Origin of the sequence: Methylobacterium brachiatum (assembly GCF_020523825.1) — a bacterium.
Taxonomy (GTDB): Bacteria; Pseudomonadota; Alphaproteobacteria; order Rhizobiales; family Beijerinckiaceae; genus Methylobacterium; species Methylobacterium brachiatum.
In genome coordinates this window covers 352,774-365,551 of sequence record NZ_JAJALK010000002.1, presented here as the reverse complement: position 1 = coordinate 365,551, position 12,778 = coordinate 352,774, and the positions used below count along the sequence as shown (strand labels likewise).

12 protein-coding genes are annotated in these 12,778 nt (G+C 70.5%); 6 read left to right on the top strand and 6 right to left on the bottom strand.

Features of this window, described 5'->3' with window-relative positions; all coding sequences use genetic code 11:
* Positions 1-9: 9 nt before the first annotated feature.
* The 6 genes from LGR69_RS05415 to tkt all read left to right on the top strand — a co-directional run bounded on the left by LGR69_RS05415 (position 10) and on the right by tkt (position 8,066).
* Positions 10-876 carry a transketolase gene (locus tag LGR69_RS05415; protein WP_230365403.1) on the top strand — a complete coding sequence of 289 codons (867 nt, stop codon included), beginning with the start codon at positions 10-12 and terminating at the stop codon, positions 874-876.
* The gene (locus tag LGR69_RS05410) at positions 873-1,895 is read left to right on the top strand and encodes a transketolase family protein (protein WP_007558612.1); all 1,023 of its coding nucleotides are present in this window, start codon (positions 873-875) and stop codon (positions 1,893-1,895) included. Before LGR69_RS05415 ends, LGR69_RS05410 begins: the two co-directional genes overlap by 4 nt.
* Positions 1,886-2,767: an NAD(P)-dependent oxidoreductase gene (locus LGR69_RS05405; RefSeq protein ID WP_230365402.1), complete on the top strand. Its 882-nt coding sequence runs from the start codon at positions 1,886-1,888 to the stop codon at positions 2,765-2,767. The genes LGR69_RS05410 and LGR69_RS05405 overlap by 10 nt, the downstream gene beginning before the upstream one ends.
* Before the next feature lie 228 nt (positions 2,768-2,995).
* A complete protein-coding gene (locus tag LGR69_RS05400) occupies positions 2,996-4,012 on the top strand; it encodes a TRAP transporter substrate-binding protein (RefSeq protein ID WP_230365401.1) in 1,017 nt (338 codons plus the stop codon).
* Between the two features lie 12 nt (positions 4,013-4,024).
* On the top strand, positions 4,025-5,917 hold the full coding sequence (locus LGR69_RS05395; protein ID WP_122160164.1) for a TRAP transporter large permease: 1,893 nt from the start codon (positions 4,025-4,027) through the stop codon (positions 5,915-5,917).
* A 157-nt stretch (positions 5,918-6,074) separates the two neighbouring features.
* On the top strand, positions 6,075-8,066 hold the full coding sequence (gene tkt / locus LGR69_RS05390) for a transketolase (RefSeq protein ID WP_230365400.1): 1,992 nt from the start codon (positions 6,075-6,077) through the stop codon (positions 8,064-8,066).
* A gap of 13 nt (positions 8,067-8,079) precedes the next feature.
* On the opposite strand, the gene LGR69_RS05385 is transcribed toward tkt, so the two are convergent.
* From LGR69_RS05385 to LGR69_RS05360, 6 genes are all read right to left on the bottom strand, one after another.
* Positions 8,080-8,238: a hypothetical protein gene (locus tag LGR69_RS05385; protein WP_007558623.1), complete on the bottom strand. Its 159-nt coding sequence runs from the start codon at positions 8,236-8,238 to the stop codon at positions 8,080-8,082.
* Positions 8,239-8,439: 201 nt separating this feature from the next.
* Positions 8,440-10,080, bottom strand: a complete 1,641-nt coding sequence (locus LGR69_RS05380) for an acyl-CoA synthetase (protein WP_307355096.1) — start codon at positions 10,078-10,080, stop codon at positions 8,440-8,442.
* On the bottom strand, positions 10,077-11,114 hold the full coding sequence (locus LGR69_RS05375; RefSeq protein ID WP_007558628.1) for a TRAP transporter substrate-binding protein: 1,038 nt from the start codon (positions 11,112-11,114) through the stop codon (positions 10,077-10,079). The genes LGR69_RS05380 and LGR69_RS05375 overlap by 4 nt, the downstream gene beginning before the upstream one ends.
* A 220-nt stretch (positions 11,115-11,334) precedes the next feature.
* Positions 11,335-11,655, bottom strand: coding sequence for a hypothetical protein (locus LGR69_RS05370; protein ID WP_091863341.1), 321 nt, complete (start codon positions 11,653-11,655; stop codon positions 11,335-11,337).
* 12 nt (positions 11,656-11,667) lie between these two features.
* Positions 11,668-12,420, bottom strand: coding sequence for an FkbM family methyltransferase (locus LGR69_RS05365; protein WP_122160168.1), 753 nt, complete (start codon positions 12,418-12,420; stop codon positions 11,668-11,670).
* Between the two features lie 52 nt (positions 12,421-12,472).
* Positions 12,473-12,706 carry a hypothetical protein gene (locus LGR69_RS05360; RefSeq protein ID WP_007558634.1) on the bottom strand — a complete coding sequence of 78 codons (234 nt, stop codon included), beginning with the start codon at positions 12,704-12,706 and terminating at the stop codon, positions 12,473-12,475.
* Between the last annotated feature and the right edge of the window lie 72 nt (positions 12,707-12,778).

The following is a 12,778-nucleotide window of genomic DNA, read 5'->3' as shown; positions in this document are numbered from 1 at the left end:
GGAAGTCCCATGCCGACCGAGAGGCTGCCGACCGAACGGCCCCGCGCGGGGTCCAACGTCCCGCTCAGCGAGCGCGCCTACCGCATCCGCCGCCACGCCCTGCGCATGGGCGAGGTCCAGGGCCAGGGCTACATCGCCCAGGCGCTCGGCATCAGCGACGTGCTGGCGGTGAGCTACTTCCACGCCATGACCTACCGGCCCGAGGATCCCGAATGGGAGGGCCGCGACCGGTTCCTGCTCTCGATCGGCCACTACGCCATCGCCCTCTACGCGGCGCTGATCGAGGCGGAGATCATCCCGGAGGACGAGCTGACGAGCTATGGCGGCGACGACAGCCGCCTGCCGATGTCCGGCATGGCCGCCTACACCCCCGGCATGGAGATCACCGGCGGCTCGCTCGGCCACGGGCTCGGGATCGCGGTCGGCATGGCGCTGGGCCTCAAGCGGAAAAGCTCGACGAGCTTTGTCTACAACCTGTTCTCCGACGGCGAGCTCGACGAGGGCTCGACCTGGGAGGCCGCCATGTCGGCGGGCTCGTTCAAGCTCGACAACCTGATCGGCCTCGTCGACGTGAACGGCATGCAGGCCGACGGCGCCTCTACGGGGGTGCTCAACTTCGAGCCGCTGGCCCCGAAATTCGAGGCGTTCAACTGGTTCGTGCAGCGGGTCGACGGCAACGACCTCGACGTGCTGGTGGCGGCCTTCGACGCCGCCCGGAACCACCCGGGGCCGCAGCCCCGGATCATCATCTGCGACACGCGCATGGCCAAGGGCGTGCCGTTCCTGGAGGCGCGCGAGCGCAACCACTTCCTGCGCGTCGAGCCGGACGAGTGGCAGCGGGCTTTAGCGATCCTGGACGAAGGGAGGGTGCGGTGAGACGCTCGAAATACGAGAAGCCCGCGCCCCGCGAGGGCGGCAGCCTCAAGACCTCGGCGATGATCGCCTCGCTCGCCGCCCCCGGGCAGCGCACCAAGGCCGCGCCCTTCGGCCATGCCCTGGTCGAGCTCGCCAAGACGCGGCCCGACATCGTCGGCCTGTCGGCGGACCTGTCGAAATACACCGACCTGCACATTTTCGCGCAGGCCCATCCCGAGCGCTTCTACCAGATGGGGATGGCCGAGCAGCTCCTGATGAGCGCGGCGGCCGGGCTCGCCCGGGAAGGCTTCACGCCGTTCGCCACCACCTACGCGGTGTTCGCGGCGCGGCGGGCCTACGACTTCATCTGCCTGGCGATCGCGGAGGAGAATCTCGACGTCAAGATCGCCTGCGCCCTGCCCGGCCTGACCACCGGCTACGGCCCGAGCCACCAGGCGACGGAAGACCTCGCGATCTTCCGCGGCATGCCCAACCTCACGATCATCGACCCCTGCGACGCCCACGAGATCGAGCAGGTCGTGCCGGCCATGGCCGCCCATAAGGGGCCGGTCTACCTGCGGCTCCTGCGCGGCAACGTCCCCCTGGTGCTCGACGAGTACGGCTACACGTTCGAGCTCGGCAAGGCCAAGACGATCCGCGACGGCCGCGACGTGCTCGTGATCGCCTCCGGGCTGATGACCATGCGGGCGCTGGAGGTGGCCGACGCCCTGCGCGACGACCGGATCGACGTGGCGGTCCTGCACGTGCCGACGATCAAGCCGCTGGACGAGGCGACGATCCTGCGCGAGGCCGGGCGCGGCGGCCGGCTCGTGGTGGTGGCCGAGAACCACACGGTGATCGGCGGCCTCGGCGAGGCGGTGGCGGGCCTGCTGATGCGCAACGGCACGATGCCGGAGCGCGGCTTCCGCCAGATCGGCCTGCCGGACGAATTCCTCGACGCCGGCGCCCTGCCGACGCTCCACGACCGCTACGGGATCTCGGCGGCCGCCATGGCGCGGAGCATCCGCGGATGGCTGTGAGCCGCCTCGCCTTCGTCGGCCTCGGCGCCATGGGCCTGCCGATGGCGGGCCATCTCGTCGCCGCGGGGTTTTCCGTGCGCGGCTACGACGTCCGGGCGGAGAGCCGCGCGGCTGTCGCGGCCCTGGGCGGGGCTCCGGCCGAGACCCTGGCGCAGGCGGCTGACGGTGCCGACGCGCTCCTGCTGATGGTGGTGAACGCCGCCCAGGCCGACGACGTGCTGTTCGCGCACGGCGCCCTCGACGCCCTCGCCCCGGACGGGATTGTGGTCCTGATGGCGACCTGTCCGCCGGGGGCCGTGGAGGCTATCGCGGAACGCGTCCGCGCCACCGGCCGCCGGTTCGTGGATGCCCCGGTCTCGGGGGGCGTCGTCGGCGCGAAGGCCGCCAAGCTCACGATCATGGCCGCGGCCCCGGCTGCGACCCTGGCGGCGATCCGCCCGGTCCTCGACGCGCTCGGCGACCGGATCTTCCATGTCGGCGAGCGGCCGGGCCAGGGCGCCACCGTCAAGGCGGTGAACCAGCTCCTGTGCGGCGTCCATATCGCGGCCGCCGCCGAGGCGATGGCCCTGGCCGGGCGGGTCGGGGTCGATTGCGCGGTGGTGCTGGAGATCCTCTCGGGCTCCTCGGCCGCGAGCTGGATGCTGCGCGACCGCGGGCCCCGGATGCTGGAGGCGGAGCCGGAGGTGACCAGCGCGGTCGACATCTTCGTCAAGGATCTCGGCATCGTGCTGGAGGCCGGACGCAGCGCCGGCGCGGCCCTGCCGCTGGCGGCGCTGGCCCATCAGCTCTTCGTCTCGACCTCGGGCCGGGGCGACGGCGCCGCCGACGACAGCCAGGTGGTGCGCGCCTATCGCGCCCTCAACGGGGAATAAGGGGGCGGGCCGATGGGCGGTGAAGTGTCGGCGTTTGTGCGCCGCCACGGCTTGTCCCCGCGCCGCTGAGCCTGGATGATTGGCGCCGGAGCAGAAACGGCGCGTGAGACGCACAGAAGCGGTCCGCCGGTACCAGTACCGGGCCGCGAAGACTGAAGGGCCGCACGATCCACACGACCGGTTAACGGCGGGGATCGCGCGGCTCGGGACGACCCAGGGAGTGAAACCATGCGCCACACGCGTTTCAGCCGCCGCAGCCTGCTCGCGGGCGCGGCCGCCGTTCCGGTCTTCGGCATCCTGACCCGGCGCGGGCAGGCGGCCGAGTTCTCCTACAAGCTCGCCACCGGCCAGGACCCGACCCACCCGGTCAACGTCCGGGCGCAGGAGGCCCTCGACCGGATCCGCGAGGCGACCGGCGGGCGGCTGGAGATCAAGCTGTTCCCGGCCAACCAGCTCGGCTCCGACACCGACCTGCTGGCGCAGGTGCGCAACGGCAGCGTCGAGTTCTTCAACCTCGCCACCTCGATCCTCGCCACCTTCGTGCCGGCCGCGAGCCTGCCCAACACCGGCTTCGCCTTCAAGGATTACGACGCGGTCTGGGCGGCAATGGATGGCGGGCTCGGCGACTACGTCCGGGCCGAGATCGCCAAGACGCCGATCCTCACCGTCTCGAAGGTCTGGGACAACGGCTTCCGGCAGATCACCTCCTCGACCCGCGAGATCAGGACCCCCGAGGACCTGAAGGGCTTCAAGATCCGCGTGCCCCCGGCGCCGATGCTGACCTCGCTGTTCAAGGCGCTCGATGCCGGCGCGGCGCCGATCAATTTCAACGAGCTGTACTCCGCCCTCCAGACCAAGGTCGTCGAGGGCCAGGAGAACCCGCTCGCCATCACGGCCACCGCCCGGCTCTACGAGGTGCAGAAATCCTGCAGCCTGACCGGGCATGTCTGGGACGGCTACTGGATCCTGGGCAACAAGAAGGCCTGGCAGCGCCTGCCGGAGGACCTGCGCCGGACGGTTTCCAGCGAGCTCGACCGGTCCGGCACCGACCAGCGCGCGGATGTGGCCAAGCTCAGCCTGTCCCTGCGCGAGGGCCTGACCGCCAAGGGCATCAGCTTCGTCGACGTCGACCGCGCGCGCTTCCGCGAGGCCCTGGGCCGGACGAGCTTCTACCGGGACTGGAAGGCCAAGTACGGCGATGCGGCGTGGTCGCATCTCGAAGACGTATCCGGCAAACTCACCTGAGGAACGACCGCCATGCAGATCGACATCGCGGCCGTCGAGAGCGCGGCCGGGCTTGAGCTGGCGGGGCCGCCCCTGCGCGCCCGGTCCTGGCTGCGCAAGCTGGACGTGGCCCTGGGCTACCTGGTGGAGATCCCGGCGGCGCTGCTGGTTCTGGCCGAGATCGCCGTCCTGTTCGGCGGCGTGGTCAGCCGCTACGTGTTCCGCGAGCCGCTGGTCTGGTCGGACGAGCTGGCCGCGATCCTGTTCCTGTGGCTCGCCATGCTGGGCGCCGTGGTCGCCTTCCGCCGCGCCGAGCACATGCGCATGACCGCCATCGTGGCGATGTGCGGCCCGCGCCTGCGCGCCTTCCTGGAGACGGTCGCCCTGGTGGCCGGCCTGATCTTCGTGGCTCTGGTGCTGGAGCCGGCCTTCGAATTTGCCAGCGAGGAGACCTTCGTCCAGACCCCCGCGCTGGAGCTCAACAACGCCTGGCGGGCCGCCGCCCTGCCGATCGGCTTTGGCCTGATGCTGCTGGTCGCGCTGATCCGCCTGCTGGAGACCGCCGACTGGCGCCTCACCGTCGGGGCCCTGGCGCTGGGCGGCGGCATCGCCGCCGGGCTCGTCGCGCTCCAGCCCGTCTTCGCGGGGCTCGGCAACATCAACCTGCTGCTGTTCTTCGTGCTCGGCGTCGGCGCCCTGGTCTTCTCCGGCGTGCCGATCGCCTTCGCGTTCGGGCTGTCCACCTACGCCTACATCACGCTCACCACCAACGCCCCGTCGATGGTGGTGGTCGGGCGCATGGACGAGGGCATGAGCCACCTCATCCTGCTCGCGGTGCCGCTGTTCGTGTTCCTCGGCCTGCTGATCGAGATGACCGGCATGGCCCGGGCCATGGTCGGGTTCCTGGCCTCGCTGCTCGGCCATGTCCGCGGCGGCCTGCACTACGTGCTGGTCGGCGCCATGTACCTCGTCTCGGGCATCTCCGGCTCGAAGGCCGCCGACATGGCCGCGGTCGCGCCCGTGCTGTTTCCCGAGATGAAGGCGCGGGGCGCCAAGGAGGGCGACCTCGTGGCCCTGCTCGCCACCACCGGCGCGCAGACCGAGACGATCCCGCCCTCCATCGTGCTGATCACCATCGGCTCGGTCACCGGCGTGTCGATCACGGCCCTGTTCACCGGCGGCCTGATGCCGGGCCTGGTTCTGGCCGTGACCCTCTGCGCCCTGGTCTGGTGGCGCTACCGCCGGGAGGACCTGAGCCACGTCGCCCGGCCGTCGCGGGGCGTGATCGGCCGCGCCCTCGTGGTGGCGGTGCCGGCCCTGGCCCTGCCCTTCGTGATCCGCTTCGCGGTGGTCGAGGGCATCGCCACCGCCACCGAGGTCTCGACCATCGGCATCGTCTACGCGGTGCTGGCGGGGCTCCTGATCTACCGCCAGTTCGATTGGCGGCGGCTCTACCCGATGCTGGTCATGACCGCGACCCTGTCGGGGGCGATCCTGCTGATCATCGGCGCGGCCACCGGCATGGCCTGGGCGCTGACCCAGTCGGGCTTCTCGCAGACGCTCGCGGTGGCGATGAAGAGCCTGCCCGGCGGACCCGTGGGCTTCCTGTTCGTGTCGGCGGGCGCCTTCATCATCCTGGGCTCGGTGCTGGAGGGCATCCCGGCGATCGTGCTGTTCGGCCCCCTGCTGTTCCCGATCGCCCGGCAGGTCGGCGTGCACGAGGTCCACTACGCGATGGTGGTGATCCTCGCGATGGGCATCGGCCTGTTCGCCCCGCCCTTCGGGGTCGGCTACTACGCCGCCTGCGCGATCAGCCGGATCCACCCGGACGCGGGCATGCGCCCGATCGTCGGCTACATCCTGGCCCTGCTCGTCGGCCTCGTCGTCATCATCCTGGTCCCCTGGTTCTCGATCGGGTTCCTCTGAAAATCCCGGATCCGAAAGGTCCGAGACCTTTCGTGGGTGCAGGGCAAAGCCCTGCTGCACAGCCAAGACCGCTTCATCAGGGCTCCGCCCCGATACCCCGCCAAAGGGCTGAGCCCTTTGGAAACCCCGACGCATGCCTGAACGCCGAGCCACCGCCATGCCAGAGACCCGAGAAGCCCTCACCGCCCGGATGGCCGACGCGATCCGCTTCCTGTCCCTCGACGCCATCGAGCGAGCTGGCGACGGGCATCCCGGCGCGCCGCTCGGCTGCGCCGAGATCGCGGTGGCTCTGTTCACCCGCCACCTGAAGTGCAACCCGGCCGATCCGGAATGGCCGGACCGCGACCGGTTCGTGCTCTCGAACGGGCACGGCTCGATGCTGCTCTATGCGGCGCTCCACCTCGCCGGCTATGCCGGCCTGCCGATGGAGCAGATCCGCCGCTTCCGCGAGCTCGGCTCGCACACCCACGGCCATCCGGAGATCGCCCCCGAGCTCGGCATCGAGGCGACCACCGGGCCCCTCGGGCAGGGCATCGCCAACGCCGTCGGCATGGCCGTGGCCGAGGCCAAGCTCGCCGCGGAATTCGGGCCCGGCCTCGTGGATCACCGCACCTATGCGCTGGTCGGCGACGGCTGCCTGCAGGAGGGCATCGCCCACGAGGTGATCTCGCTCGCCGGCCATCTGCGCCTGGCGAAGCTGACCTTCCTGTGGGACGACAACCGGATCACCGACGACGGCGCCACCGACCTGTCGATCTCGGAGGACGTGCGCGCCCGCTTCCGCGCCGCCGACTGGCAGGTGATCGACGCGGACGGCCACGACGTCGAGTCCGTCTCCGCCGCGATCCGCCTCGCCCAGTCCGACCCGCGCCCGACCCTGATCGCCTGCCGCACCGTGATCGGCCGCGGCCTGCCGCGGCTGGAGGGTCAGCGCGGCGCCCATGGCGGGCGGGTGTTCGAGACCGACCTCGCCGAGGCCCGGGCCGCGAAGAGCTGGGACCATCCGGCCTTCACGGTGCCGGACGACGTCGCCGCGGCGTGGCGCCGGGGCGTCGCCGAGCGCAACCGCACCGCCTATGCGGCCTGGCAGGCCCGGCGCGAGGCCCTGCCCGCCCCGGTCCGGGCAGAATTCGACCGGGTGAGCGCCGGCCGCCTGCCGGAGACCTGGCGCGACGCGCTCCAGACCCAGCGCGACCGCCTCGCCGCCGCCGGCGCGGCGCGCCCGAGCATCGAGGTCTCCGCCGAGATCGTCGCCGCCCTGTCGGAGGCGATCCCTGAGCTGTTCTCCGGCGCCCCGGATCTCGAAGGGCCGACCCGGCACAAGGGTGAACTCCACGCCTTCACGGCGCAGGACCGCTCCGGGCGCTACCTGCATTACGGCATCCGCGAGCACGCGATGGGCTCGATGATGAACGGCATCGCGGCCCATCGCGGCCTGGTGCCGGTGGGCGCCACCTACCTGGTCTTCTCGGATTACATGCGCCCGTCGCTGCGGATGGCGGCGCTGATGAACCTGCCGGTCATCACGGTCTACAGCCACGACTCGATCGCCATCGGCCGCAACGGCCCGACCCACCAGCCGGTGGAGTATCTCGCCACGCTGCGGGCGATCCCGAACATGCTGGTGCTGCGCCCGGCGGACGCGGTCGAGACGGCGGAGTGCTGGGAGATGGCCTTGGCCAACCGGCACGGGCCGTCGTCGCTGATCTGCTCCCGGCAGCCGCTCCCCGCCTTACGCCGGCCGGGCGGCCCCGAGAATCGCAGCGCCCGGGGCGCCTATGTGCTGGCGGAAGCCGAGGGGACGCGGCGGGTCACGCTGATCGGCACCGGCTCGGAGGTGGCGCTGGCGCTCGCGGCCCGCGACCAGCTCCAGGCGGAGGGCGTGCCGACCGCGGTGGTCTCGATGCCGTCCTGGGAGGCATTCGCGGCGCAGGACGAGGCCTATCGCCGGCAGGTCATCCCGCGGGACACGGTCCGGGTTGCCGTGGAGGCCGCCCTGCGCTTCGGCTGGGACCGCTGGATCGGCGAGGAGGGCGGCTTCGTCGGCATGACCGGCTTCGGCGCCTCCGGGGCGCCGGAGGCGCTGTTCCACCATTTCGGCATCACCGCCGAAGCCGTGGCCGAGGCTGCGCGGGCGCGCCTCGCCTGACGCTGTCGGCCGGTCAGATCATCCCGGCGCCGCCGGTGCGCGCGACGCGCTCGCGCTGCTCGGCGTAGCGACCGGCGGCGACGCGCTTCAGCGCGCCTTCGAGGCGGCCGGCGACCTGGCCGAGGAGCGAGCGCTCCGAGCGGAAGCCGACGAGATACGCGAGGGTGGCCATCGTGCCCGATCCCGAACAAGGGCCGGGCAAGGACGCCCGGTTGCTGCGGTGCAATATGCGCCCGCCCGGGATCGCGCGTGAGAGGTCTCCTTTGCGGCCTGCCATGCAAGGAAAGCATGAAGCGCGCACGAAATCTTCACCCACCCGGTCCGCCTACGGTCTCGGCCGGGTGCGGTGCAGCGAATGCAGATTCCGGGTCCGTTATCGTCCGGCAGGGGAACCGGCATCGAGGGGCAGGCAGCCGCGGGCCTCGAGCCCCTCGCGGATCGCCCGCTTGGTGATCTTGCCGTAGCCGGATTTCGGCAATGCGTCCCAGAAGAACACCCGCTTGGGCAGCTTGTACCGGGCGACCTCGCCGGAGAGCCACGCGATCAGCTCCGCCTCGCCGACTTCAGTGCCGGGACGGGCGACGCAGACCGCCACGCCGACCTCGCCCCAGGCCGGGTCGGGCACCCCCAGGATCGCCGCCTCGGCGATGGCAGGGTGCCGCAGCAGCCACTCCTCGGTCTCGCGCGGATACACGTTCGATCCGCCCGAGATGTACATGTCGGAGGCGCGGCCGGTGATGAACAAGAACCCTTCCGGGTCGAGATGGCCGAGATCGCCGGTCCGGAACCAGCCGTTCCGGAAGGCGGCCGTGTTCGCCTCCGGGTTGTTGTAGTAGCCCGCGAACACCGCCGGGCCGCAGACGCAGATCTCGCCGGTCTCGCCCGCCGGCAGCTCCCGCCCGTCCCCGTCCTGGATCTGCACCTGCATGCCGGTGCGCTCGAAGCCGCAGGTGCCGACCTTCACACCCGGCCCGTCCTCGGCGGCATGGAGGCGGGGCGGCAGCACGGTGATGTTGCCGGTCACCTCGCCGAGCCCGAAATACTGGACCAGCACCGGCCCGAGCGCCCGCAGCGCCCGCTTCTGGTCCTCCCGGTACATCGGCGCGCCGGCATAGATCACGTGGCGCAGGCTCGTATGGTCGTGGGCCGCCACCGCCGGGTGCTCGGTGATGAGCTTCACGATGGTCGGCACCGTGAACAGGTTGGTGATGCGCCACCGCTCCACCAGGGACCAGACCTCCGCGGGGTCCAGGCGCGTGCCGCCCGTGAGTATGGTCTTCGCGCCGGCCGCGACCTGGGCGAGCTGGTGGATGCCGGCGCCGTGCGAGAGCGGCGCCACGACCAGGGAGGCGTCGGCCTCGGTGGTCCCCGGCATCAGGTCGCAGAGGTGGTTGGTGATGACGAAGGCCATCTGGCCGTGGGTGAGCACCGCCGCCTTCGGCCGGCCGGTGGTGCCCGAGGTGAAGAAGAACCAGCACGGGTCGTCGTGCTCGACATCGGCGGCCGGGGCCGCCTCCCCGGCATGCGCGGCGACCAGGGCGTCGTAATCCAGCCCGAAAGCCGAGCCGCCGATCTCGACCACGAGGCCCAGCTCGGGTGCGGCGGCGCGGATCGCGGCGGCGTGGTCGGGGAACTCCGTGCCGCAGATCAACGCCGAGGCGCCGCTGGCGCTGGCGAGATAGGCGACCTCCGCGGGTGTCTGCCGGAAATTCGTCGGCACCCAGACGGCGCCGAGCCGGAAGCAGACGAACATCGATTCGAAGAGCGGGTTGCCGTTGCGGGCCTGGACCAGCACCCGGTCGCCCTTGGCGATCCCCCGGGCCGCCAGCGCCGCCGCCATGGCGTCGACCCGGGCATCGAGGGCGCCCCAGCTCCAGCTCCGGTCGCCCCAGGCGAGGCCGATCGCGTCCGGCCAGCGGCGGGCCGCCCGGCGCAGGAAATGGGCGAGGTTCATCACCCGCCGCGAACAGGGCGCGACGCCGCCGCGCGGCGCCGGCCCCGTCGGGCCGTTCACGCCAGCTTCCCGCAGGCCTTCTCCAGGAGGGACCAGCCCTCCTCGCCGTAGCGGCCCTTCCATTCGGCGTAGAAGCCGGCCTTGCGCAGCTTCTCGCGGAAGGGTTCCGGATCGGGCTTGTTGAACACGAGGCCGTTCTTGGTCAGGTCTTCCTGCAGGCTGGCATTGAGCTTGGCGACGTCGGCCCGCTCCTTCATCCCGGCCGCGTTGATGTGGCGGGCGACCATGGTGCGCAGATCCTCGGGGATCCGCTCCCAGGCCCGGCGGTTCGCCAGGAACCAGTAGCCGTCCCACATGTGGTTGGTGAGCGAGCAGTATTTCTGCACCTCGTAGAACTTGGTCGTGGCGATCACCGCCAGCGGGTTCTCCTGGCCCTCGACGATCTTGGTCTGGAGGGCCGAGTAGGTCTCGTTCAAATTGATCGAGGCGGGGGCGGCCTCGAACGCCCGGAACATCGAGGTCCAGAGCGGCGAGACCGGCACGCGGATCCGAAAACCCTTGAAGTCGTCCGGGCTGGCGATCGGCCGGGTCGAGGAGGTGGTCTGGCGGTAGCCGTTGTCCCAGATCTTCTCCATGGCGACGAGGTTGGCCTTGGCGATCTGCTGGCGGACCCAGGCGCCGAGCTCGCCGTCCATCGCCGGCCAGACGGCGTCGTAATCCGGGAAGGCGTAGCCGATGCCGTTGATCGAGGCGTTGGGCACCAGGGTCGAGAGGATCAGCGGCGACATCGTGAAGAACTCGACGCTGCCCGAGCGCAGCTGGCTCAGCGTGTCGGTGTCCGAGCCGAGCTGGCTCGTGGGGAAGATCTTCAGATCGAACCGGCCGCCGCTCTCGACGCGCAACGCCTCCGCCATCTCGCGGGCGCGGACATTCATCGGATGCGTGTCGGGCAGGTTGTTCGCGTATTTGTAGGTGAAGTCCGCGCGCTGCGCCCGGGCCACGTGCGGCATGGCCACGCCCCCGGCGAGGATCGCCGTCGAGCCCGTCGCGAGGAACCGGCGACGGGACAGGGACGAGCGAAATGGAGACGACATGGGCGGCCCTCCTGATTTGGGCACGCGGGCCCGGCGTTTCCTCAGGGTCCGCGTTCGTGCGCGGACTCTCTGTATCTCGACGCTTCGATAGCGACTGGCCGAAACCAGTCAACGGGGCCGCAGCGGCTCTGCTGTCGGAGCTGGGGACTTGTCAGGCCGTTCGAGCCGGCACCGCGTCGCCCCACCGGGGGCATCCGGCCCCGGACGGCCTGCTCCGGGCCTACGCGGCCGGCACTTGCTGCTCGAGATGGGCGCGAAGAATCGAATACTGCTCGACGACCTTGTCGAGCTTCTCGGTATTCGCCGTCCGGATCCGTTCCGACCCCTCATGCGGCCGGTAGGTGGCGGCATAATGGGCGGCATGCGCCTTCAGCTTCGCCGCCACGAAGGCCATGTCGGCCGACCAGGCGACCTCCCGGCGGACCAGCTGGAGGCGCCGCGTGATCTCGAGCCATTGCAGGTCGAGCGCGATGCCGCCGCCCATCTGCTTGAACAGGTCGAACATCGAGTCGAGGATCGCGATGGCGTTCTGCGCGGACACGATGCCGGCCCCTCAAGCGCCGGCGGTCACGAGATCGGGCCGCGCGTACCAATCGTCGAACAGGGACAATTGCCGGAACCGGCGGCGGTAGCCCAGGCCGGTCAGCAGCGCGTGGATCTTCTCGCGACTGTCCGAAAAGTTGTGCTCGACGCTGATCAGCGCGATGTCGTGGCGGGTGAAATCGAAGCTGTTCAGCACGTCGAACTCGCCGCCTTCCACGTCGATGCTCATGTAGTCGATCCGCTTGGGCGCGCGGGCCTCCGCGAGGAAGCGCTCCAGCGAGATCGTCCGCACCGGATATTGCCGGCCCTCCTGGCGGAACTGCGCGTGGAAATCGCCTTCCACCAGGTCGTTCATGCCCGACAGCTCGCCGATATCGACCTCGTTGAACAGGACCTCGACCCCGTCGGTCTTGTAGACGCATTTGTCGGAGATGTAGCAGGTTCGGTTCGCGTATAGCGCGGCGTGCCAGGCCCGGGCCGGCTCCGCGAGGGCGCCCTGCCAGCCGAAGGTCTTCTCGAGCAGGAGCGTGTTGCTGAGGCTGATGCCGTCGCAGGCGCCGAACTCGACGAAATAGCCGTGCCGCTTCTCCTTCAGCTCGTACAGGACCCACAGGTCCTGCAGCAGCTGCGCGTTGGAATACGGGGCCATCTTCGTGGCGAAGGCCAGGAACTCGATCTCGGATCCCAGGAGATGGGGCTTGTCGTCCAGGTTGTTCCTGAGATCGATCAAGGCGTTGAACACCGTCAGGAGCTCGACATCCATGGCCCTGTGTTCCACCTTCTGCATGAGACCGATGCGGGAGTTCGGGGGCGCTCTAAAGACGCGCGCCACCGAGGGACTGGCCCCCGAGGATCCTGTTCGAGCCCTCGAACAGGACGGCGTGCTGAAGCGAATCCGGCTCGCGGTCCGGGACGGTGCGCGCCGCCTTGCGAATGGCGAGCACGAACCGCTTGCGGCTGAACCCGTAGGGCCGCAGGCTCGCCAACAGGGCCTCGACCAGTTTGGCCATCGCATCGGAATGCGCCTGCGCCCGATCGCGGTCCCGCACGGCCGTGTCGCGCTCCGCCTTGATCAGCGCCAGCTCGATCTGCTGCTGCTGTTGGATCTGGCGGATGTATCG